Source organism: Shewanella kaireitica, from assembly GCF_023284045.1.
In the GTDB taxonomy this organism is placed as follows: Bacteria; Pseudomonadota; Gammaproteobacteria; order Enterobacterales; family Shewanellaceae; genus Shewanella; species Shewanella kaireitica.
In genome coordinates, this window is the sequence record NZ_JAKIKQ010000010.1 from 95,497 (window position 1) to 117,850 (window position 22,354).

At 43.1% G+C, this 22,354-nt stretch carries 21 protein-coding genes; 8 read left to right on the forward strand and 13 right to left on the reverse strand.

Going from position 1 to position 22,354, the window contains the following annotated elements:
* Positions 1 to 191: 191 nt before the first annotated feature.
* From acpP to L2730_RS13495, 8 genes are all read right to left on the reverse strand, one after another.
* On the reverse strand, positions 192 to 425 hold the full coding sequence (gene acpP, locus L2730_RS13460) for an acyl carrier protein (RefSeq protein WP_011496723.1): 234 nt from the start codon (positions 423 to 425) through the stop codon (positions 192 to 194).
* Positions 426 to 584: 159 nt separating this feature from the next.
* On the reverse strand, positions 585 to 1,331 hold the full coding sequence (gene fabG / locus L2730_RS13465; protein WP_020913114.1) for a 3-oxoacyl-ACP reductase FabG: 747 nt from the start codon (positions 1,329 to 1,331) through the stop codon (positions 585 to 587).
* 9 nt (positions 1,332 to 1,340) lie between these two features.
* On the reverse strand, positions 1,341 to 2,267 hold the full coding sequence (fabD, locus tag L2730_RS13470) for an ACP S-malonyltransferase (protein ID WP_248975063.1): 927 nt from the start codon (positions 2,265 to 2,267) through the stop codon (positions 1,341 to 1,343).
* 43 nt (positions 2,268 to 2,310) lie between these two features.
* The gene (locus L2730_RS13475; protein WP_248975064.1) at positions 2,311 to 3,270 is read right to left on the reverse strand and encodes a beta-ketoacyl-ACP synthase III; all 960 of its coding nucleotides are present in this window, start codon (positions 3,268 to 3,270) and stop codon (positions 2,311 to 2,313) included.
* 10 nt (positions 3,271 to 3,280) lie between these two features.
* A complete protein-coding gene (plsX, locus tag L2730_RS13480; RefSeq protein ID WP_248975065.1) occupies positions 3,281 to 4,309 on the reverse strand; it encodes a phosphate acyltransferase PlsX in 1,029 nt (342 codons plus the stop codon).
* Positions 4,310 to 4,324: 15 nt separating this feature from the next.
* Positions 4,325 to 4,495 (reverse strand): 50S ribosomal protein L32, encoded by a 171-nt coding sequence (gene rpmF, locus L2730_RS13485; protein WP_020913118.1) that lies wholly within the window; start codon positions 4,493 to 4,495, stop codon positions 4,325 to 4,327.
* Positions 4,496 to 4,512: 17 nt separating this feature from the next.
* The gene (gene yceD / locus L2730_RS13490) at positions 4,513 to 5,037 is read right to left on the reverse strand and encodes a 23S rRNA accumulation protein YceD (protein ID WP_248975066.1); all 525 of its coding nucleotides are present in this window, start codon (positions 5,035 to 5,037) and stop codon (positions 4,513 to 4,515) included.
* Between the two features lie 358 nt (positions 5,038 to 5,395).
* Positions 5,396 to 5,596, reverse strand: a complete 201-nt coding sequence (locus L2730_RS13495; protein ID WP_248975067.1) for a hypothetical protein — start codon at positions 5,594 to 5,596, stop codon at positions 5,396 to 5,398.
* A 248-nt stretch (positions 5,597 to 5,844) separates the two neighbouring features.
* On the opposite strand from L2730_RS13495, the gene L2730_RS13500 reads away from it, so the two are divergent.
* Positions 5,845 to 6,426: a Maf family protein gene (locus L2730_RS13500; protein WP_248975068.1), complete on the forward strand. Its 582-nt coding sequence runs from the start codon at positions 5,845 to 5,847 to the stop codon at positions 6,424 to 6,426.
* A 118-nt stretch (positions 6,427 to 6,544) separates the two neighbouring features.
* Here the strand turns inward: L2730_RS13500 and L2730_RS13505 are convergent, their stop codons facing one another.
* Together L2730_RS13505 and rluC are read right to left on the reverse strand one after the other, a co-directional pair.
* Entirely contained in the window at positions 6,545 to 7,192 is a 648-nt protein-coding gene (locus tag L2730_RS13505) for an HAD-IA family hydrolase (protein ID WP_248975069.1), read from the reverse strand.
* The gene (gene rluC, locus L2730_RS13510; protein ID WP_044555928.1) at positions 7,189 to 8,148 is read right to left on the reverse strand and encodes a 23S rRNA pseudouridine(955/2504/2580) synthase RluC; all 960 of its coding nucleotides are present in this window, start codon (positions 8,146 to 8,148) and stop codon (positions 7,189 to 7,191) included. The genes L2730_RS13505 and rluC overlap by 4 nt, the downstream gene beginning before the upstream one ends.
* A gap of 599 nt (positions 8,149 to 8,747) precedes the next feature.
* On the opposite strand from rluC, the gene rne reads away from it, so the two are divergent.
* Together rne and L2730_RS13520 are read left to right on the forward strand one after the other, a co-directional pair.
* The gene (rne, locus tag L2730_RS13515) at positions 8,748 to 12,050 is read left to right on the forward strand and encodes a ribonuclease E (protein ID WP_248975070.1); all 3,303 of its coding nucleotides are present in this window, start codon (positions 8,748 to 8,750) and stop codon (positions 12,048 to 12,050) included.
* Positions 12,051 to 12,178: 128 nt separating this feature from the next.
* Positions 12,179 to 13,738, forward strand: a complete 1,560-nt coding sequence (locus L2730_RS13520) for a SulP family inorganic anion transporter (RefSeq protein WP_044555929.1) — start codon at positions 12,179 to 12,181, stop codon at positions 13,736 to 13,738.
* 72 nt (positions 13,739 to 13,810) lie between these two features.
* Here L2730_RS13520 and L2730_RS13525 read toward each other — a convergent pair whose 3' ends face one another.
* A complete protein-coding gene (locus L2730_RS13525) occupies positions 13,811 to 14,722 on the reverse strand; it encodes a bifunctional methionine sulfoxide reductase B/A protein (protein ID WP_248975071.1) in 912 nt (303 codons plus the stop codon).
* A gap of 381 nt (positions 14,723 to 15,103) precedes the next feature.
* Between L2730_RS13525 and L2730_RS13530 the strand changes: the two genes are divergently transcribed.
* The 3 genes from L2730_RS13530 to L2730_RS13540 all read left to right on the forward strand — a co-directional run bounded on the left by L2730_RS13530 (position 15,104) and on the right by L2730_RS13540 (position 18,095).
* A complete protein-coding gene (locus L2730_RS13530; RefSeq protein WP_248975072.1) occupies positions 15,104 to 15,943 on the forward strand; it encodes an isopenicillin N synthase family dioxygenase in 840 nt (279 codons plus the stop codon).
* A 106-nt stretch (positions 15,944 to 16,049) separates the two neighbouring features.
* Positions 16,050 to 16,988 (forward strand): ribosome biogenesis GTPase YlqF, encoded by a 939-nt coding sequence (gene ylqF, locus L2730_RS13535; RefSeq protein ID WP_248975073.1) that lies wholly within the window; start codon positions 16,050 to 16,052, stop codon positions 16,986 to 16,988.
* Positions 16,989 to 17,516: 528 nt separating this feature from the next.
* Positions 17,517 to 18,095, forward strand: coding sequence for a HupE/UreJ family protein (locus tag L2730_RS13540; RefSeq protein ID WP_428848458.1), 579 nt, complete (start codon positions 17,517 to 17,519; stop codon positions 18,093 to 18,095).
* A 73-nt stretch (positions 18,096 to 18,168) separates the two neighbouring features.
* On the opposite strand, the gene L2730_RS13545 is transcribed toward L2730_RS13540, so the two are convergent.
* Positions 18,169 to 18,423, reverse strand: coding sequence for a hypothetical protein (locus L2730_RS13545; protein ID WP_248975075.1), 255 nt, complete (start codon positions 18,421 to 18,423; stop codon positions 18,169 to 18,171).
* Between the two features lie 73 nt (positions 18,424 to 18,496).
* The gene (locus L2730_RS13550) at positions 18,497 to 20,404 is read right to left on the reverse strand and encodes an alkyl/aryl-sulfatase (protein WP_248975076.1); all 1,908 of its coding nucleotides are present in this window, start codon (positions 20,402 to 20,404) and stop codon (positions 18,497 to 18,499) included.
* A gap of 132 nt (positions 20,405 to 20,536) precedes the next feature.
* On the opposite strand from L2730_RS13550, the gene L2730_RS13555 reads away from it, so the two are divergent.
* Together L2730_RS13555 and L2730_RS22090 are read left to right on the forward strand one after the other, a co-directional pair.
* The gene (locus tag L2730_RS13555) at positions 20,537 to 21,454 is read left to right on the forward strand and encodes a LysR family transcriptional regulator (protein ID WP_248975077.1); all 918 of its coding nucleotides are present in this window, start codon (positions 20,537 to 20,539) and stop codon (positions 21,452 to 21,454) included.
* A 502-nt stretch (positions 21,455 to 21,956) separates the two neighbouring features.
* Entirely contained in the window at positions 21,957 to 22,202 is a 246-nt protein-coding gene (locus L2730_RS22090) for an energy transducer TonB family protein (protein ID WP_428848459.1), read from the forward strand.
* The last annotated feature ends 152 nt before the right edge of the window (positions 22,203 to 22,354 follow it).

Below are 22,354 nucleotides of genomic sequence, written 5' to 3' on the forward strand. Positions count from 1 at the left end.
TTTATCTTATTAAAAATGAATTGTTATGATAGTACTTATCGAATTGAACTACCAACAGCTTCATGAGCCTAGTCTGATTGGTATATTGTAGCGGAAGCGAGGAGAATATTGCTTTAAGACTTACATCAACCAGCGGCTTTCAGAAACAAAAACAGGCGGCATAAATGCCGCCTGTTTTCAGAAATTCTAGATTACTGATTCTTAGAAACGTAATCGATCGCTGCTTGAACAGTAGTGATCTTTTCTGCTTCTTCATCAGGGATCTCGGTATCAAACTCTTCTTCTAGAGCCATAACCAATTCAACAGTGTCTAGAGAATCTGCACCTAAATCGTCAACGAAAGATGCTGCTGATTTAACGTCTTCTTCTTTAACACCTAGTTGCTCGATGATGATTTTCTTTACACGTTCTTCGATGTTGCTCATTGTTTTCTTTCCTATTCAAATTACGCACTTGCGCAAGATTTCGAGTAGTTTATTGAATTTGACAGACATTGCAAGCTTAACCTTTGTGGTCTAACCACAAAATTGGCTCACTATTGATGCAGATCACCTCCCTAAGGAGGCAATAGCCTGTCGTTCCCTTTAAACCATGTACATGCCGCCATTCACATGAAGAGTCTCTCCAGTGATGTAAGCGGCAGAGTCTGACGCTAAAAAGAGGACTGCGTTAGCAATTTCCTGCGCCTGACCAAGCCTTTCCATTGGCACCTGCGACATGATAGCTTGTTGCTGGTCTTCTGTCAGCTCATCTGTCATATCTGTCTGGATAAATCCAGGAGCAATAGCATTCACTGTTATTTGACGAGATGCAACCTCTCTTGCAAGAGATTTTGTAAATCCTATCAAACCAGCTTTAGCAGCCGCATAGTTAGTTTGGCCTGCATTGCCCATGGTGCCTACCACAGAGCCTATATTGATGATGCGTCCGTGACGTTTTTTCATCATAGGTCTCATGACCGCTTTTGAAGTACGGAACAATGATGTCAGGTTCGTGTCAACAATATCTTGCCATTCATCATCTTTCATTCGCATCAACAAATTGTCACGAGTTATACCGGCGTTATTAACTAAAATGTCAACATCACCTGCTTTTTCTTTAATCGTTGCGAACAAGGCTTTAACAGAGTCACCATCGGTCACGTTTAAAACAAGACCATGGCCATTATCACCCAAGTAAGCTTGGATCGCTTCTGCGCCGCGCTCACTGGTTGCAGTACCAATAACTACAGCACCAGCAGACACTAATGTTTCTGCAACTGCTCGGCCAATACCACGGCTAGCGCCTGTTACAAGGGCTACTTTACCTGTCAAATCAAAACTTATGCTCATCAGATTTCCTTATTCGGTCAATGCAGCGAAAGACGCAGCATCGTTAATTGCTTTTGCTGTTAGTGAACGATTAATACGCTTACTGAGCCCTGTTAATACCTTTCCAGGTCCAATTTCAAACAAATCAGTAATACCTTGCGATGCCATCAGTTCAACAGTTTCAGACCATCTTACTGGGCAGTAAAGTTGACGAACTAACGCTTCTTTAATCTCTTGCGCAGCAATTGGGCTGGCAACATCAACATTATTGATCACTGTTACTGAAGGAGCGCTGAACTCAATATCATTAAGTGCGATCGCAAGTTTGTCTGCAGCAGGTTTCATTAACTGGCAGTGAGACGGTACGCTGACTGGCAAAGCAACCGCCATTTTTGCACCGTTTTCTTTACATAATGCCGCAGCGCGTTCTACTGCTGCTTTTTCACCAGCGATGACAACTTGGCCAGGGCTGTTGTAATTGACAGGGCTGACCACGTCGCCTTGTGAAGCTTCTTCACACGCTTTAGCAATAGCATCATTGTCTAAACCGATGATTGCAAACATGGCACCTGTACCCGCTGGTACCGCCTGCTGCATGAGCTGACCACGAAGCTCTACCAATTTAATTGCCGCTTCAAAGTCAATCACACCCGCACACACTAACGCAGAGTACTCGCCTAAGCTATGTCCTGCCATTACTCTCGGTAATGTCTTACCAGAAGCGATATAAGCACGATAAATAGCGACACTTGCCGCGAGTAGAGCGGGTTGTGTCTTATCGGTTTCGTTAAGCGTCTCAACGGGGCCTTGTTGTACTAATTCCCATAAATCATAACCGAGAACCTGACTAGCTTGAGCAAATGTCTCAGCAACAACAGGTTGGGACTCAGCCAATTCAGCTAACATGCCTATAGCTTGGGAGCCTTGCCCTGGGAATACAAAAGCGGTGTTTTCCATATTCAAATACCTTCCAATTTACGTCTTGCCGTTAATACGGCTGTTAAAACTTTACCAAAGCGCTTCCCCAGGCAAATCCTGCACCAAAGGCTTCGAGTAATATCATTTGACCACGCTGGATCCGACCATCTCTAACAGCTTCATCAAGTGCAATCGGCACAGAGGCTGCGGACGTATTACCATGCTTAGCTAAAGTCAGTACAACTTTATCAAGACTCATGTCTAATTTCTTTGCGGTAGCTTTAATAATTCTAAAGTTAGCTTGATGTGGCACTAACCAATCAATATCAGACTTTTCTATGTTATTTTGACGTAATGTTTCAGTCACGACGTGAGATAATTGCGTAACCGCAACTTTAAACACATCATTACCTTTCATTGTCATATAGCCCACAGCTTCAGAGGTTTCCCCTTTACGCGGCGGTATAGAACACTTAAGCAAATCGCCTTGGCGGCCATCAGCATAAATATGCGTAGAAATAATACCCGGCTCAGTCGCTGCCCCAACAACTGCAGCGCCAGCTCCATCACCAAACAATATAATTGTCGATCGGTCTTCTGGCTCACATAAACGTGATAACACATCAGCGCCAATCACTAGTACATTACGCGCGGCACCTGATTTTACATATTGATCAGCAACAGATAGTGCATAAACAAAACCAGAGCAAGCCGCTGCAATATCAAACGCTGGGATGGTATGAATACCTAACATAGCTTGAATTTCACAAGCGGCTGCAGGGAAAGCATTACTTGCACTGGTTGTGCCGCAAACAATCATATCGATTTCAGTTGCATCAATACCGGCCATTTCAATAGCTTTGACTGCTGCTTGATAACCCATTGTTGCCACAGTTTCATCTGATGCGGCAATGCGGCGCTCAGAAATACCTGTACGCTCGACTATCCACTGATCGGTGGTTTCCACCATTTTTTCAAGATCTTGATTACTGCGCACTTGTACCGGTAGATAACTACCAGTACCGAGAATTTTTGTATGCATAAGGAATTTATCAGCTATTAATGTCTAAAAGAATCGACTCAAGACGGTCTTCGATCATCTGTGGGAGTCGACGTTGTGCTTCTGTCACTGCCAAGCTTATCGCTTGTAAAAAAGCAGCTTCGTCTGCACACCCATGACTTTTTACTACAATTCCGCGCAATCCTATCAGACTTGCTCCATTATAGTGGTCGGGGTTCATCTGATTTAGCAAAGAATGGATACGTGGCGCTATTATTTTGGCAAGGATCCGAACAAAGAAGCCTTCCGTCAGACCTTTTTTCAATTGGTGGGTAAGCAGTCTTGCAATACCTTCTGACGTTTTAAGGGTAATATTACCAACAAAGCCATCACAGACAATAACGTCAACATTACCAGAATAGATCTCATCGCCTTCAATAAAACCAGTGTAGTTTACTTGGGGAATTTGTTGCAATAATTGTCCCGCTTGTTGAACTTGGTCATTACCTTTTATCTCTTCAATGCCCACGTTTAGCAAAGCGACTTTTGGAGATACCGTTTTATCAACCGTTTCGCTCAGTACCGAGCCCATCACCGCAAACTGAAATAACGTTTCAGAATCACAAGAGACGTTTGCCCCCAAATCGAGCAGATAAACAGGCGTATTGTTAACAGCAGGTAAGCAGCTAACGAGCGCGGGGCGGTCTATACCAGGTAATGTCTTAAGCAATACTTTAGACATTGCCATTAACGCACCTGTATTGCCTGCACTTAAGCAAGCTTGTGCTTTACCGTCTCGAACTAACTCTATTGCAATACGCATTGAGCTTTGCTTTCGATTTCTTAAGGCATGCACAGGCCGATCAGACATAGTCACCACTTCGGTTGTATGTTTAATCTCAATTCGGCGTTTGATTTCTGGTTCAGCAGGATCTAGATATTCGTCGATCTGGACTTGATCGCCCACAAGAATAACTTTTAAGAGGGGATTTAAGCGAAGTGCCTGCAAAGTTGCAGGCACTGTGATGCGGGGACCAAAATCGCCCCCCATCGCATCTAACGCAAGCGTCAGATTTGTCATCAGGGTCTCAACAAATTACTTGTTGATAACCTTTTGACCACGGTAGAAACCGTCCGCAGTCACGTTGTGACGACGGTGAAGTTCACCACTCGTTGCATCCACTGATAATTGAGCTGTGCTCAAAGAATCGTGTGAACGACGCATGCCGCGCTTTGAACGAGATTTTTTGTTCTGTTGTACTGCCATGGGACCTGTCTCCTAGATTACTTGCTCTTCAGTTTTTCTAACACTGCAAACGGATTTGGACGCTCCTCTTGAGCGGGTTCAATCACGCCAACTACTACGTCTTGTTTACCTTGATGACAATCTTCATTCTCATGCATGGCAATCAAAGGCATAGCAACTATCAATTCATCTTCGATCAATTGATGTAGACGGACTTCGCCAATTTCATTGCACTCAATTGGCTCATACGCATCCGGGAGCTCATCGATTTCAGCTTCAGTCTTACAAAGACCAAAACTAAACTCGACCGTAACCTCAGTGGTAAATAGTGTCATACAACGTTGACAATTCAGAGTGAGCTCCGTCACAGCCTTCCCGCTAAGGTAGACTATCCCCTGTATATCTACGCCACATTCAAGCGACACTGCCACATCAGAACAGTCGCCGGCACTTAATTCATTTAATCGCTTTAACTGCTTACCGGGCACCAAGCCTTCATAAGAAAGTTGGCTGGCGGAAGCGCGAACGGGATCAATTGAAACCGGTATCTTTACTGTTTGCATAAGGCGCGCATTTTAGGTGAATTTTAGCAGAAGTCAACACCCTTATACTTCCAAGGTGATGAACCGCTGTTAGATTCAGCTAACGTGAGTTGTTAGGTAACCACATTGTACAAGAAACCCGAGGCCCATGACATTAAATTTCAGCGGGAAGTGAGTTTAAGTGTTCGTAAATTCGTCGGCGGCGCAATTTTTGTGATAACAATGGCGGTATTAAGCCGAGTTAAGCTATTTACTCAACTGCGTAGACTTCGTTAAAGCTATCAGCCATACGATTTAATCAACCAATCAGCAGTGGTTGCCTAACGCAAACTAACGCGACCAAATCAGGATAGATACAACGGGCATTTAAATACCGTCGTTAAACTACGCTCCGCTCATCTTTACCTGCATTAGATACCCAATTAACAATTGTATGATCAAGCTTGGCAATCCCCTCTCTAGCCACAGCTCCCAACACCATTGCGAATAAGATGGTCGGATAGAACGGTCTGCTAACCTCTCCACTTAAGTGAACCACAACGCTGAGCATGATTAAAATAGCAACCCATAACTTAAACATATTGATCTCCACAGTAACTGTTGAATACCGCCACACAATAGCGTGTGCAAACTGTACAACAGCTGACGATGACACCAATACATCATTAATCAGCACAAATCGATACAACTAAACCAACACTAACCATTAAAGTGACCGTGTACTTCTGGTGTAAGTTTCTATTTGTCGTAATAACGCTTGCATATACTTGCTGTTTTTAGCGAAAATCCCAATTAACTTTTACAACGTATTTATATAAAGGCAAATTCATGTCAAAGCCGCTTATATTGGCTTCAACTTCACCATTTAGAAAACAACTGCTAGAAAAGCTCAATTTGACTTTTAGTTGCTGCTCGCCCGAAGTTGATGAAACGCCTTTAGAAAATGAAGCTCCTGCCGACTTAGTCCTTAGGCTGGCAAAACTTAAAGCCGCCGCGGGTGCCGATAAATACCAAAAAGGTGTTGTGATTGGTTCAGACCAAGTTGCCGTAATTAACAATAAGATTATTGGTAAGCCACTCAATCGAGAAACTGCAATAGAACAACTTAGCCAAGCCAGTGGCCAGGCAATAACCTTTTATACAGGTCTCGCCGTGCATAATGTTGAAAACGGTGAAGTCGAGGCTATAGTCGAGCCGTTTATCGTCCACTTTAGAACGCTTAGCCAACAGGCTATTAGCCATTATATCGATATAGAACAGCCTTTTTATTGCGCTGGTAGTTTTAAGAGTGAAGGTTTAGGAATTGCGCTTTTTGAAAAACTAGAAGGAAAGGATCCGAATACACTAGTCGGTCTGCCGCTAATTTCACTTATCGACCTGCTGCAGCGACAAGGAATCGCAGTGCTGTAATACTTCATACTCACTTTTCAAACCTAGTATGTAGTAGCCGCTAATAAGTCGAAGCATCTGTTTTTTAGCCAGTGCTTCGATATACAGCTTTAATTTCGCACTGAGATAATAAGGCCCACTACTTCAGTAGAGTCAGTAGTCCCAATGGCTCTGTAATAATGGCTTTAGGCTTGGCAGTGATTAGCTTTTCAGCGCTATGTGCTCCATAGCTTACCCCTACTGCATCAATTCCCGCATTATTAGCCATGTTTAGGTCATGTAGCGAATCCCCGACCATCACTGCTCGTTCTGGTGCAACTTTTAGTTGTTCTAAAAGCTCATGTAGCATATCTGGATTGGGTTTACTTTTTGATTCGTCTGCACAGCGGCTAGATTCAAAATGATGACCCAAGCCAGTTTCTGTTAGCACACGATTTAAACCGTTTCGGCCTTTGCCTGTCGCTACCGCCATGCGGTAGTTTCTTGCAGCTAGCTCAGTGAGCAGCTTCTCGCTACCATCAAATAACGGGCTAGGCGTGGTATTGAGCGTTAAATAATGATCTTTGTATGATGCAATCATTGGAACAAAATCAGCTTTATTCAAAAAAGGATAAAGTGTCTTAAGGGCTTCATCCATGGACAAACCAATAATGTCTCGCACCGCTTGCTCGCTTGGAACACTCATCGATAATGAGTCAGCCATCTGCTGCATGCAGGTAACAATTTTACTGACAGAATCCATTAGGGTTCCGTCCCAATCAAAAATAACTAACTCGTAGGGTTTCATACTTTTTTAAGCTTACTCAAGGTTGATTCTAAGATAGGGTCTAGAGGTGCTTTTACTTGCATGACTTCATCAGTGTCAGGATGAATAAACCTTAGCTGAGCCGCATGCAAGAACAAACGGTTTAATCCATGCGCGCGCATAGAGTCATCAAATTTCTGCTCACTGTACTTCTCGTCACAAGCAATAGGATGGCCTGCATATTGACAATGCACGCGAATTTGGTGAGTACGACCGGTAATAGGACTTGCTTGTACCAGCGTTGCATCACTATAGCGCTGCATGATCTTAAAGCGGGTTTCAGATTCTTTACCCTCTTTATTTACTCTAACAATACGTTCGCCAGACTTAAGTGTTAACTTTAATAGTGGCGCTTTGACAGCCTTGTCATGCTTTTGCCATTCACCTCTCACAAGCGCAAGGTAATCCTTTTGCATTTTCTTATATCGAAGCTGGTCATGGAGGTGCTTAAGTGCACTGCGTTTCTTGGCAATCAATAAAAGACCAGATGTATCTTTGTCCAAGCGATGTACCAGTTCTAAAAATTTTTGCTGGGTTCGTAGCGAGCGCATTGCTTCAATCACACCGAAATCAACACCACTTCCACCGTGCACCGCAATTCCTGATGGTTTATTCAGTACGATAATGAATTTATCTTCGTAGATAATTCGGTTTTCAAGCTGAGAGACTTTAGTTAATTTTGCTGACGGCCCAGGTCGACCTTCAGACTCAGAGACTCGCACAGGCGGGATTCGAACGACATCTCCATCTTGTAATTTGTACTCAGGTTTGATGCGCTTTTTATTAACCCTAACCTCCCCTTTTCGTACAATCCGGTAGATCATACTTTTAGGGACGCCTTTCAATTTAGTTAATAGAAAATTATCTATACGTTGTCCAGTATGGTCCTCATCAATGGTAACCATTCGAACTTCTACTTTTGGAGATGGAGTATTCATGCTGCGCCGCTATGTATTTCGTTGCGACGTATTGTACAACAAGTGAAAAGAATTGTGCCTTTTCAATTGCTGATTTTATCTATTATTGCTATATTTCTCCGGCTAGCTGGGATAATTAGTGGATAAAGTGTTCACAAGTCCCCCAAGCATTACGTTAAAGCATGAGACTAAAAATGTTTACTGTTTGATAGTAAATAATTGATTTACAGGTCGTTGTATCAATCAAAAAGTCAATAAGTGGACTTTCACGACTAAATCAAAACGTAAACCCAACTTACAACTGGTTTCTCTGCTCTAAACGCCCCAATTTCGAAGAATAATTTTAACTCGTCGTCAGACGCTACCATTTCGAATTGGCATTACTGGAAAGTATTTTAAGAATTTATGGGGTTGGTTGACGTTTTTACAACGAATTCCTTGTTTTTGTAAACATTAAAAAATAAGCCATAAATAGGATGCGACACGCAGAGAATGCGTCTAACAGCAAATGCGCACCTTGCCTAGAGACCGACCGTGAGGTCCTGTTTTTTAATCCTAGGCCCGTAATGCAGTGAAAGAAGTATCGTTTGATGACCTTTATAAAGAAGAATTAAGTCATCATGAAACGGATGTTAATCAATGCAACTCAATCTGAAGAGTTGCGCGTAGCCCTTGTTGATGGGCAACAATTATACGATCTAGATATTGAAAGCCCAGGTCACGAACAAAAGAAAGCAAATATTTATAAAGGGACGATCACTCGTGTTGAGCCGTCTTTAGAAGCTGCTTTTGTTGACTATGGCGCTGATCGCCATGGTTTCCTACCGCTTAAAGAGATCGCTCGCGAATATTTCCCAAAAGGTTACTCTTTCCAAGGCCGTCCTAACATTAAGGAAGTGGTTAAAGAAGGCCAAGAAGTCATCATTCAAATTGATAAGGAAGAGCGCGGCAACAAAGGAGCTGCACTAACAACCTTTATTAGTCTTGCTGGCTCTTACTTAGTCTTAATGCCAAATAACCCGCGTGCAGGCGGGATTTCTCGTCGCATCGAAGGTGATGAGCGTACAGAACTAAAAGCGGCACTCTCTGAGCTTGATATACCACAAGGTATGGGCCTTATCGTTCGTACCGCTGGTGTTGGTAAAGATCCTGCAGAGCTAAAGTGGGACTTAAAAGTTCTACAACATCACTGGGCGGCAATTAAAGAAGCCGCTGAAAGTGCACCAGCGCCATTCTTAATCCACCAAGAAAGTAACGTGATTGTTCGCGCTATCCGCGACTATTTACGTCGTGATGTTGGCGAGATCCTTATTGATCACCCTCGTATATATGAGCAAGCCAAAGAGCACGTTTCATTAGTACGTCCAGACTTTGTTGAACGTATTAAGCGTTATGATGCTGAAGTTCCACTATTTACTCATTTCCAAATTGAAACGCAGATTGAATCAGCATTCCAACGTGAAGTGCGTTTACCTTCTGGCGGTTCAATTGTTATCGACCCAACAGAAGCACTAACTTCTATCGATATTAACTCTGCCCGAGCAACTAAAGGCGGAGATATTGAAGAAACGGCACTAAACACAAACTTAGAAGCTGCTGATGAGATTGCACGTCAATTACGTCTGCGCGACCTAGGTGGTTTAGTCGTTATCGATTTCATCGACATGACACCCGTTCGCCATCAACGTGAAGTTGAGAAGCGTATGCAAGATGCCGTACATCACGACAGAGCTCGCGTTCAATTAGGCCGTATCTCACGCTTTGGTTTGATGGAGATGTCACGTCAGCGTCTACGCCCTTCTTTAGAAGAGTCTGCCGCTCACCTTTGTCCTCGCTGTCATGGACAAGGCACGATTCGTGGTACTGAGTCACTTGCTCTTTCCATCTTACGCTTGATGGAAGAGGAAGCAATTAAAGAGAATACATCGCAAATTGAAGCGATAGTACCTGTTGATGTAGCAGCCTTCCTATTGAACGAAAAGCGTAAAGCGATTCGTATCACTGAAGAGCGCCACAATGTTGAAGTATATGTGATCCCAGATCCGAACATGACAACACCAGATTATCGTGTTGTTCGTCATCGTAAAGATGATCAGATCAGCGAGTCTAGCTATAAGCTACTAGAGCAAGAAGAGGCTAAGCTATACGAACCTCGTAAGCTTGAGCGCGCAGCGCCGCCGCAACCAGCTCTTAAAGGTTTCTCTTCACCTAAAAAAGTCGCTCCCGTTGAAGTCGAAACAAAACCTGCACCAGCTAAACCTGCTGAGCCGGGTCTGTTTGCTAAGATAGCTGCAGCGATCAGTTCGCTATTTTCTAGCAACGAAGAGCCTAAAGTTGAGCCTAAACAGCAAGACAAAGGAAGCCGTAACGGTCAGTCTCGTAACAATAACCGTCGTAACAATAATCGTCGTAATGACCCTCGTCGCAACCGCAACGAAGGCCGCAACGAAAATCGTAATGGCAACGAGCAAAATAAAGACAAGCGTAATAAGAGCAATCGTAATGACGCTAATGACAACCGTTCAAAAGCTCAAGATGATAATAAACGTCCACAACGCAATGAGAAACCTCGTAAGCAAGCAGAGGCTAACAACGAAAATGCTGAGCCTAAGCAAGAAGCAGCACGGGAGCGTCGTCAACGCCGCAACATGCGTCGTAAAGTGCGTGTAAGCAATGAGCAGGAAGAAGTAAAAGAAGTTGTAGCGAATACTGAAGCACCTGTGCAAGTGAAGGCTGACGATAAGCCAGCACGCCCTAAGCGCCAGCCTCGTAAGCCAAGAGCGAAGGTTGAGTCGGTTGAAAGCACTGAAGTCACTGCAGAGGTTTCAGCTAATGTCGAAACCGTCGCAAATGATAAAGCTGCTAATACAGAAACAAGTGCAGTAAAACAAGCAGCGCCTAAAGCAGAGTCAGTATCGACGCCGGTCGAAGCAACTGAGTCAGCTGATGTTGAACAAGCGTCTACCGATGATAAGTCACGTGAGCCTCGTGAAGGCCAACGTAGAAGTCGTCGTAGTCCTCGTCATCTTCGTGCTGCGGGTCAACGTCGTCGTCGTGATGAAGACACTCAGCAAGGTGATGAGAATGCCTCTGAAGCTGTATTTACGCCAAACGAAGACATTGAATCTATTCAAGCGATAGAAACTCATGTTGAAGCGCCGGTGACACCAGCCGTTGAAGCTAAAGTTGAAGCAACTGCAACAGCCGAAGTTGTTAAAGCTGATAACGTAGAACCTGTTGTTGAAGCTAAAGTAGAAAAACCACAGCCAGCAAAAGCAAGCTCTGTTGCAAGTTCATCTGCGATGAACACTTCACCAGCTTTTAAGCCAACAGTTAACGTTGAGCCTAAGCCGGTTGATGTCCCAGAGGTTAAAGCTGTTGAAGCCGCTGTAGTGTCTGAGCCTGCTGTTGAAGTTGTTGTTGAGACACCGACTCCAGTAGCCGCAGCTCCTGTTAAAGCTGAAGCAGTGAAAGCTGAGCCAGTAGCTAAAGCGCCAGTTAAAGCAGAAGCTGTGAAGGCTGAGCCAGTAGCAGAAGTTAAAGCTGAGCCAGTAGCAGAAATTAAAGCTGAAGCAGTGAAAGCTGAGCTGGCAGCTGAAGTTAAAGCCAAGCCTGTAGAAACAGTGGCTAGCTCAAAGGCGGTATCTGCACCGATGGCAAAACCAGCTGCAATTAAGCCTACCGAAGCAAAAACTATCGAAAAGGTTGTTGCGGAGCCTGCTGCAGAAGCAAAACCGGCTACTAAAGCTAAACCAGCGAGTCGATTCGGCTCTATGGTGATGTCAGAAATGACAAAACCTGTTGTTAAAGTCAGAGAAAATATTGAAACACCTACAGGTCGTCAATATGAAGCATCTGAAAAAAATAACGACGTGAAACCACGTGTTGCAAATAGCGCTAACTCAGATATGTCTCGTACCTAATCTAGAGTAAAGCAGTATCGAAAAAGCCATGCTGAAGAGCATGGCTTTTTTTATGTTAAAATTAGCTTAATTTTGGTAGTATGCGCGCCCAGACATATATCAATCAACAAATAATTAACAGAGGCTAAATGTTCGATCTCATTCGTCACAAAACTGCCAGTTCAAGAGCTGACTTACTTTCAGGCTTAACCGTTGCCCTTGCTTTAGTGCCAGAGGCTGTTGCATTTGCATTCGTTGCAGGTGTTGAGCCTATGGTTGGCTTATATGCCGCCTTTATCATGGGATTAATTACCGCACTCATTGGTGGTCGCCCAGGCATGATTTCAGGTGCTACTGGTGCGATGGCAGTGGTGATGGTCGCCCTAGTTGCTGAACATGGCGTACAGTATCTTTTTGCTGCTGTAGTGCTAGCGGGTCTTATACAAGTCTCTGCTGGTGTATTAAAGCTCGGTAAATTTATCCGAATAGTGCCCTACCCAGTAATGATAGGTTTTGTAAACGGTTTAGCTATTGTTATCTTCTTAGCGCAGTTAGGACAGTTTCAAACTCCTGATGCAAACGGTGTTATGAGTTGGCTACCACAAGATCAGTTATTACTGATGTTAGGGCTTGTAGCGCTGACTATGGCTATTATTCAATTCTTGCCAAAGCTCACCACGACAATACCATCATCTTTAGCGGCTATTTTAACAGTAACCTTATTAGTCACATTCTTGAATCTAGATACGCGTACCGTATTAGATTTCTTGAAATCAATGAGTGGTGATGAGCACGCAACCATTGCTGGTAGCTTACCTACATTCTCAATTCCAGCGGTTGAATTTAGCCTGGCAACACTTTACATCATCTTGCCTTACTCACTAATCCTTGCAGCTGTAGGCCTTATTGAGTCATTACTAACGTTAACCGTTATTGATGAGATGACAGGTACTCGTGGCCGTGGTAATAAAGAGTGTATTGGTCAAGGCGTAGGTAACATCACGAGTGGCTTCTTTGGCGCTATGGGTGGTTGTGCGATGATTGGTCAGTCGATGATTAACATTAACTCTGGCGGACGTGGTCGTTTATCGGGGATAACCGCTGCAGTTGCGCTACTTGCGTTTATTTTATTTGGTTCTTCACTGATTGAAATGATCCCACTGGCAGCGCTTGTAGGCGTAATGTTTATGGTGGTATTGGGTACGTTTGAATGGGCTAGCTTTAAAGTGATGCGCAAAGTACCTAAGCACGATGCATTTGTGATTATCCTAGTGACAATCGTAACCGTATTTACCGATCTGGCCTTTGCGGTATTTGTTGGGGTAATTGTTTCAGCACTTGTGTTCGCATGGGAACATGCAAAACATATCAACGTTGAGATCAGTGAAGATAAAAATGGCTGGAAGGTATATAAACTTAATGGCCCATTATTCTTCGGTTCAGTTGCTGAGTTTTTAGAGCTGTTTCACGCTAAGACTGATCCTGAAGATGTGATTGTTGATTTCCAAAACTCACGTGTATGTGACCACTCAGCACTTGATGCTATTGATACCCTAGCAGAACGTTATGTGAGCGCAGGTAAAAAACTGCACCTTCGTCACCTAAGTAATGACTGTAAAGAGTTGCTACATAAAGCTGGTGACTTAGTGGAAGTGAACTTAATCGAAGATCCACATTACAAAGTAGCTGACGACAAACTCGATTCGTAAAAATTGAGTTTGTTAGTCACACAAAAAAGACGAGCTTAGGGCTCGTCTTTTTTATCTTTAAATTTGTAGTAATCAATTACTTTTAAGTAACTCAGCAAACAAAGCCTTCACTTTATCCACTTTGGGTTTCACCACTATTTTGCAATAGGGCTGCTCGCCATTAAGTTCAAAATAGTCATTGTGGTAATCTTCTGCAGGATAAAAACCATCGAAAGCTGAGACCTCAGTGACGATAGGGTTTTGCCAGACACAAGCTTTGGTCAATGTATTAATCATCCCATTTACTGTCTCAGCTTGCTTATCGCTGTGAATAAACACAACCGAGCGATATTGTGGCCCGCTGTCATTCCCTTGCCTGTTTAGGGTGGTGGGATCATGACTTTGCCAAAATACTTCCAGTAGACTTTCATAACTAATAACATCAGGGTCGAACTCGATATGCACCACCTCAGCATGACTTGTCATGCCACTGCACACAGCACGGTAATTAGCGTCTGCAGCACTCCCACCCGCATAACCTGAAACGACGCTTTTTACACCTTCTAGGGCGCTAAAAACGGCTTCTGTACACCAAAAACATCCGCCACCGAATGTTGCCAGTTCAGTCTTTTCAACCGATGAAACTATCTCTAAAGCTGACTTAAAAACCATCGATACAGAGTTAACACAGTGTCTTACGTTTTTAGGGGTAAGGTACTCTCCTTCAAAAACATGCCCAAGGTGCCCTTCGCACTCAGCGCATACAATCTCAATTCGACGGCCATCAGCATCAATATTACGCTTTACAGCACCGCTAATCTCGTCATCAAAGGCTGGCCAACCACAGTGAGCATTAAACTTGCTCTCAGAGCGGTATAAAGGAGCATCACATTTTTTACAACAGTACACCCCTTGTACATCATGCTGATAAAACTCGCCGCTATAGGGTCTTTCAGTGCCCTTTTGTTCTATTACCTGTTTTTCAAAATCTGTTAGTTTACGCATGAGAACTACTCTATCTATACCGAATGACTTGATCATATAGACCTTAGATAAAACAAATTACATTCATCCATCGCTAAATTAGTTTATTGGCCCGACTAACTTTAGCGAGCAGATAACATAAAGATGAACTATTTCGGTCAATAATGCTAAAAAACAATATGTTTACTATCCATTAATTAAAAAACTTCAAATTATTTGGCAGTATAATACTAGGGGCTGTTGATTGCTAACGCACTAATATCTAATGTAATAACCTTTTCCGACGAGTCACTTTTCATTGTGCTAAACAATAGTAAGTGTGATCTAGCTCACTGATGATTGCGTCAAAATAACAGCGCCGCTAAACTTGCCTCGGGTTAACTAAAAATAAGAATAGAGAATATGAAACTAGAGACAATTGATTACAGAGCGGCAGACAGTGCTGAAAAATTTGTAAAATCACTGCGTGACACTGGGTTCGGCGTGTTAAGTAACCACCCCATCGACAAACAATTGGTTGAGGATATCTACAGTGAGTGGCAAGCCTTCTTCAATACTGAAGAAAAAAGAGCGTTTTTATTTAAGCCAGAAACTCAAGATGGTTTCTTCCCTGCTGAAATATCAGAAACAGCCAAAGGCCACACGGTGAAAGATATTAAAGAGTACTATCATGTCTATCCATGGGGCCGTATTCCAGAACAGCTAAAAGCCAATATATTGAAGTACTACGATAGTGCCAATAGCCTCGCTTCTGAGCTGCTCGATTGGGTTGAGCAGCACTCGCCACAAGAGGTAAAAGATAAGTTTTCAATGGCTTTACCGAAGATGATAGAAGACAGTCATAAAACACTGTTACGTGTTCTGCATTACCCGCCAATGTCTGGCGATGAAGAAGTCGGTGCTATCCGCGCCGCAGCGCATGAGGACATCAACCTACTCACCGTGCTGCCTGCAGCCAATGAGCCTGGACTGCAAGTACAGCTTAAAGATGACTCTTGGATTGATGTGCCTAGTGACTTTGGTAATATCATCATCAACATTGGTGATATGTTGCAAGAGGCTTCTGGCGGCTACTTTCCGTCAACCAGCCATAGAGTGATAAACCCTGAAGGCAGCGATATGACCAAAGCACGCGTCTCTTTACCGCTGTTTTTGCATCCTAAACCTGAGGTTAAGCTATCGGAAAACTACACTGCCGATAGTTATTTGATGGAACGCTTACGTGAATTAGGTGTTATTTAACGCTTAAACGGCTAATAAAGCGCTTTAGGGCGCTTTTTATTTGTTAAAATTAACCGCAACAAGGTAAAATCCCCTCCATATCGTTATTCGAACAAAGAGCAAGCAGATGGCAATTCAGTGGTACCCCGGGCACATGCATAAGGCACAAAAAGAGATCGCAGAGGTTATGCCTCAAGTGGATCTGGTCATTGAAGTGCTAGATGCTCGTATTCCATACAGCAGCGAAAATCCCATGGTGTCCTCACTGCGGGGTGATAAACCATGTATTAAACTACTGAATAAATCTGACTTAGCCGATCCTATCGTTACACAGCAATGGATTGAATACCTTGAGCAAGAGCAAGGGGTAAAAGCCATGGCTATCACCACGTTGCAAGCAGCGCAGGTAAAGAAGATCCCTGATCTTTGTCGCAAGTTTGTCCCTAGCCGCGACAAAATTGAAAAAGATATCCGCACCATGATTATGGGGATCCCCAACGTAGGGAAATCAACCATCATCAATACCTTAGCGGGTCGTACCATAGCAAAAACGGGTAATGAGCCAGCAGTCACAAAAACCCAGCAGCGTATTAACTTGCGCAACGGTATTGTGCTATCTGACACCCCCGGTATTTTATGGCCAAAGGTCGACAACGATAAAAGCAGTTACCGCCTAGCGGTTACAGGTGCAATTAAAGACACCGCAATGGATTATGAAGATGTCGCTATGTTTGCGGCAGAGTACTTCTTAGCGGCATACCCTGAAGCCATTAAAGAACGTTATAAGTTAAAAGAGTTGCCCGATACCGATATCGAGCTGCTTGAAGCCATTGGGCGTCAACGCGGCGCTATGCGTCCTGGTGGACGTATCGATCTGCACAAAGCATCAGAGTTAGTATTACATGAGTTCCGCTCAGGAAAAATGGGCTTACTATCGCTTGAAACCCCTGCGATGGCAGAGATTGAAAAAGTCGAAGTTGCTAAAATCATGGCAGAGAAAGAAGCTAAAAAGAAGGCGCGTAAAGAAAATGAAGCGCTTAAGCGTGCGGGTAAACGCCACAAATAATGGGTTCGGCATTCTTATAAAAAGCGCCCTCTTGGCGCTTTTTTATTAGCCATTATTTAGCACCGACAGTGCCAACCACGATACCTCTCGCAAAAATAGGCGTTCTAACCTCATACCCATCAATGTGAGTAACACTCCCTAATACCAATTGCATTAAGTATTTGACCAGTTCAGAGCCCCTCAGCCTTTTCAATTCAAAGCGCATTGGTAAAGAAATGGTTATTCCCTTTTAAGCCAATGCAAAGCAGAAGTGGAAAGACTGAGGGGCTCACGTAGTGCGGGTTTCAAAACGCTGTATGCTTCGCTATGGGATTTGGATATAGAATAACTATTAGCTCAAATTCCACTACTTGCCTACAGCGTTTTGAATTCACGCTGAATGGTCAAACTTTTAATGCAATTGGTATAACATGTCATTAAAGCATGCACTATGTTTGCCAAGTTATTGATGCATATCAATTTATATCTCATAAATGTGGTGTAGATTGCAGCTGTCTTTCTCAGTCCATCATATAAAGGATTATTATGATAATGCGTTTTATAACTTTGTTTTTCCTTACACTTTTCTTTGCTCTACCTGCACAAGCCCATGAGGTTCATGCTGGCGGCGGTTTTATCTCTGGATTTAATCATCCGGTTCTCGGTTTTGATCACATGCTAGCGATGATATGTGTTGGGATCCTGAGTACTAAACTTGGCGGTAAAGCAATCTGGACTGTACCTGCAGTTTTTGTGTTATTCATGCTTTGTGGCGGGATCATAGGCCTACTTTCACTTCCTATTCCATTGGTAGAGTTTGGAATTGCAGTATCTGTTTTACTTTTAGGTCTTGCTTTAGCAATCGATAAAAGATTACCTCAGTGGCTAGTAATGGCCTTTGTCGCTACTTTCGCCATATTTCATGGTCATGCTCATGGAGTAGAAATGCCGCAACTTGCCGAACCAGCACTTTATGTTCTAGGGTTTATCTGTGGAACATCGGCAATACATGTTGTTGGGGTGTTACTTGGTATTGCTATGCAGAACAAAGATCCACGAAACCGATTTGTTCGTTCGTCTGGTGGAGTGATAGCAATTGTTGGTGGATATCTGCTGTTAAGTGTTTAAAGCGTCACTGAATCAAATACCTGTGAACCACAAGAGATTAGGTTACCAACGGCAAAATAGGCGTTTTTAACAGCTAATGACGATGTTTATTATCTTTCGAATGTTGATGCTCAGCAACCTTTTCAACACTATCGGATTTTGTTAATACACCGTCGAAAATATCACTCAAGTTAATGGTTTTAGGCGCCTCCAGATTTGACTGTGCAGCCGCAAGCAGTAGCGCTTCTGGATCATGGATATGTGGTGTAGAGAAATCAACGTGATTACCGCATGACCATGTAAAAGTGCTGATTAAAAGCGTAATGACTAAAACGAAAGCCTGTCTCATAGTGCTGCCCTATAAATACTAAAATACCTAAAAAAATGCCACTCTTAATGAGTGGCATTATTCAATCTAACAATTAGCGTAACGTCACCTTTGGATTCTCGCTTGGCTTATCAAACAAACCAAAGAATTCAGGTACGGCTTTCGCATCGCCATCTAGCTTAATGTAACCTTCTTTAACCGCTTTAGTAAAGTCAACTTTACCCACTAGCATTCCTAAGAATACTGTTTTGGTTAGTTTAACGGTTGCTTTAGCTTCACCTTCAAAGTCTTTGTGGAACTGGGCAACACTGCGACGGATTTCAACTGCATGAGTCTCATCTGTGTCAGTAAACTCGAATGCTACGGTGAAATGCTTATCTTGGCTACGGTCAGCATTTAGGCCAAAACGAAGTGCATTAACCAGTTGATCAGGCTTGAACTCAGCCATTAGATCAGGTGCTTGAAGGTTAATTTTCTTCGAGTAATCAATAGTACCGTCAAGTTCTTGAGCAGAAGTTAGGTACCAGTTACGCCAGTTATTGTTAGTCTCGCGGTAACCTAGTTCACGTAAAGCTTTAGCTTTAAGTAGTCTAGGTTCCATATCCTCAAGGTCGATTCGGATTGCATGTGTAGCAAGTTCAGCACACCACTGATAATCAGAGCTATCACAGGCATCCATAGCAAACTTCATCATTTGCTCTTTACCACCAACCATCGCAACATAGCGCTTTGAAGCTTCTACAGAGTAGGTCGCATTAAGTGTCGTTGGATCACCATCGAACCAGCCCATTTCACCAACGAAGATCTCTTTCGCTGCATGACGGATTGAACCGTAAAAGTCACCTAGGAACGGATGGTTAACAAGATGCTTAGGCAATTTGATTTGACGGATCAAATCTTCTTGCGTCGCGCCATTATTGATTAACTTAATTGATTGGTCATAAGTAAATTGAATCGCATCACGGTAAGCCGTTAATGTGTTAGCTACATACTCAGAACCCACAACTGGACGACCATGAGACAACATCATCGCTTCTGCGTTGTATGTACGGAGAATATCTACACCAGGAAACCATACACTTGGGTCGCGATACTGCGTGCCACGAATGGTGTGTAAGTTGGGGAAACTTTCGCCCTGAATCACTTCAGAACCAAACAACACGCCAGATTCTGGGAAGTATGCAGTAATTTCATCCGATGCTTCGGAAGGAACATGCTTGAATTCAACCTTGATGCCTTCAATTTCAAGATCTAGTTGACCAAACTTGCCTTCGACGAGCGTGTTTGGTGCAATTAAGCTATGCTCGCGAATTTCGAAATCTGGGCCTAAGCCACCATTGATCCTTCCGCCCTCTTCAACATTGATCAGCGTACCCAATGAATAGTCAACACGGAAACCAAGCGCTGGACCCGTTCCGCCCATAGAACCTTTTACGACGTTAGCCATAAAAGTTTCATGTGCGATAATTTTTGCGTTTTCAGCGCCTTCAATACCACGCACACCAGCGTAATGATCTGGATGCCAATGTGAGTACATGATTGCAGCAACAGGCTTAGTGTTACCTGTCATCTTACGGAAATCATCCATCACGTTTTTCATTTTATCTACAGATTCAACTGGGTCAAAAATCAACAGTCCATTGTCACCATCAACAATCATCGGTGATGTTAGCCCGTATCCGTAGACTTGGTAAAAGTTTTCTTTGTAAGTAAAGATCCCCTTATCCATTTTTTTAGAATGGGCTGTTAATTCAGGGTGAACCTTGTCAGACTTAGCATCAAAAGCGTCGTTACCACCAGTAGCTGACCACTGCATGTTCTTTTCAGAACCGTGCCAGTAATGAGTAGCACCTGAATCTTTTCCTAGAAAGTAATCATGCGAAAGTGTTGGAATAGTCACTTCAACATTTTCGAATCGGTTTGCTTCATTGTCATGAGCTATTGCTAGTCCTGTAAAAGACAGTGCACCAGCAACTGATAAAGTAACAAGTGTTTTTTTCATAGTAACCACGCTTAGTTGTTAGGTTAACGACTTTAAGTTGGAGCTAGAATAATTGAATTCACTATAAGTTGGCTGATAGGTGATATAAGATATCTTATTTCAGGCTGACATTATTAGCGCAGGCATAAGAATATGAAACATTCTGACTACAGTTTAATCCCCACTTTTGTGGCTATTTTCGAAGAGAAGAATTTCACTAAAGCAGCCAAAAGGCTGGGAATAACCCAGTCAGCGGTGAGTCAGAGCGTTAACCGATTGCGAGTTATTTTTGAAGACACGTTATTCATCCGCGGTAGCCATGGCATTACCCCTACGCCGTTGGCTATTGACGTTTATCCCACATTGGCAAGTTCGGTTGAAAGCATTGCTTACATGCTACCAGTGCATAAAAATTTTATTCCCGCTGAATGTGAGCGACGTTTTGGGATCAGCGCGTTGAGTGTATTTGGGTTTACCTTACTACCCGAGTTAAGTACCTTAATGAGCTCTGAAGCACCGCTTGCCAGTGTTAAAATTGAACCACTTTTAGGGCGCGATATGACCAATGAATTGCGGGCGCAGCAGTGTGACTTAGTGATTGAAGTGATGACCAACCAACGGTCTAACTTACGCTCTAAAGTTATCATGCAAGATTCTCTGCAACTACTTTGCCGCACAGATCACCCTCGCCTTACAGGTGACAGTATTACCATTGATGAATTCTTAAATGAGAAACATGTTACTCATTCACAATTTGATAAAAATGATGCGTACCTGATTGGCCGCGGGTTACAAGGTGAAGGCATACTCGGTCAACGCAATGTAGCATGGCAAGCCAGCAGTATTATGGAAATGCTCCCAGTGATTATGCGCACCGATTATATCGGCTTGTTACCAAAAACGGCAGTCGCGCAATACACTCAGATCCACAACCTTAAGCCTCTTGAAACCCCATTCTTAACAGATCCGATTGAAGTGGCGATGTTTTGGCACTCATCTCGAACTAATGATCCCAGTCATCGCTGGTTTAGAGGGCTATGCGCTAAAGCGGCGAGCCTATATACAAGGTAAGAGTATTACGGCTTTAATCTGCCACATATTCATATTTCAGGCCCAATTGACCATAATTCTTTTTAATCTAGCATTATACCAATTGCATTAAGTATTTGGCCAGTTCAGAGTCCCTCAGTCTTTTCAATTCAAAGCGCATCGGTAAAGAAATGGTTATTCCCTTTTAAGCCAATGCAAAGCAGAAGTGGAAAGACTGAGGGGCTCACGTAGTGCGGGTTTCAAATCGCTGTATGCTTCGCTATGGGATTTGGATATAGAATAACTATTAGCTCAAATCCCGCTACTTGCCTACAGCGTTTTGAATTCCCGCTGAATGGTCAAACTTTTAATGCAATTGGTATTAGATTGATCATTGCTTGAACTTGTCTAAGTAGAATTAGCCTATCAGCTTAAATCATCCAACATGGTTTTCGACTGAAGCAAGCGTAAAACCGACTCAGCTCATGCCTCTATTGCTCTAGAAAATGGGGTTGACCCTATTGAACGCAAAACAAATCAATATATAAACTTTGTTAGAAGCGAGATACTCAAACGTAAACACGACCTTAAGCAGGCAAAAATCAGACGCCACCAAGGCAATATTACCGTGGCTTTCACATTGACTGCAGACGGAGATATTGAAAATATAGATCTACTGAAAAAGTCACCCAGCAAATATCTCAATAAAAGCGTCCGAAAGTTACTCGCTTGCGCCTACCCGCTGCTGAAGTGCAAATTAGGCCCGCCTTTCCCAAAAAAATCACTGTGACACTTGAGTTTTCATTAGAGACATTGAGTAGTTGAAGTAACATCAACCTTAAACGGCAAACACTGAACTTCGGCTGAAATGTGTCATTTCAGAGCCACTATTTTGACATTCTATTCACATCAACTTAGTTAGTTTACCTGTTATTGAATAAT

Coding starts and splice junctions, on each gene's coding strand:
- L2730_RS13505 (WP_248975069.1), bottom strand. CDS start 7,192: ATGAAACCCTACGAGTTAGTTATTTTTGATTGGGACGGAACCCTAATG.
- L2730_RS13475 (WP_248975064.1), bottom strand. CDS start 3,270: ATGCATACAAAAATTCTCGGTACTGGTAGTTATCTACCGGTACAAGTG.
- L2730_RS13555 (WP_248975077.1), top strand. CDS start 20,537: ATGAAACATTCTGACTACAGTTTAATCCCCACTTTTGTGGCTATTTTC.
- L2730_RS13530 (WP_248975072.1), top strand. CDS start 15,104: ATGAAACTAGAGACAATTGATTACAGAGCGGCAGACAGTGCTGAAAAA.
- acpP (WP_011496723.1), bottom strand. CDS start 425: ATGAGCAACATCGAAGAACGTGTAAAGAAAATCATCATCGAGCAACTA.
- L2730_RS13550 (WP_248975076.1), bottom strand. CDS start 20,404: ATGAAAAAAACACTTGTTACTTTATCAGTTGCTGGTGCACTGTCTTTT.
- fabD (WP_248975063.1), bottom strand. CDS start 2,267: ATGGAAAACACCGCTTTTGTATTCCCAGGGCAAGGCTCCCAAGCTATA.
- ylqF (WP_248975073.1), top strand. CDS start 16,050: ATGGCAATTCAGTGGTACCCCGGGCACATGCATAAGGCACAAAAAGAG.
- fabG (WP_020913114.1), bottom strand. CDS start 1,331: ATGAGCATAAGTTTTGATTTGACAGGTAAAGTAGCCCTTGTAACAGGC.
- rluC (WP_044555928.1), bottom strand. CDS start 8,148: ATGAATACTCCATCTCCAAAAGTAGAAGTTCGAATGGTTACCATTGAT.
- L2730_RS13500 (WP_248975068.1), top strand. CDS start 5,845: ATGTCAAAGCCGCTTATATTGGCTTCAACTTCACCATTTAGAAAACAA.
- rne (WP_248975070.1), top strand. CDS start 8,748: ATGAAACGGATGTTAATCAATGCAACTCAATCTGAAGAGTTGCGCGTA.
- rpmF (WP_020913118.1), bottom strand. CDS start 4,495: ATGGCAGTACAACAGAACAAAAAATCTCGTTCAAAGCGCGGCATGCGT.
- L2730_RS13495 (WP_248975067.1), bottom strand. CDS start 5,596: ATGTTTAAGTTATGGGTTGCTATTTTAATCATGCTCAGCGTTGTGGTT.
- L2730_RS13520 (WP_044555929.1), top strand. CDS start 12,179: ATGTTCGATCTCATTCGTCACAAAACTGCCAGTTCAAGAGCTGACTTA.
- L2730_RS13545 (WP_248975075.1), bottom strand. CDS start 18,423: ATGAGACAGGCTTTCGTTTTAGTCATTACGCTTTTAATCAGCACTTTT.
- L2730_RS13525 (WP_248975071.1), bottom strand. CDS start 14,722: ATGCGTAAACTAACAGATTTTGAAAAACAGGTAATAGAACAAAAGGGC.
- yceD (WP_248975066.1), bottom strand. CDS start 5,037: ATGCAAACAGTAAAGATACCGGTTTCAATTGATCCCGTTCGCGCTTCC.
- plsX (WP_248975065.1), bottom strand. CDS start 4,309: ATGACAAATCTGACGCTTGCGTTAGATGCGATGGGGGGCGATTTTGGT.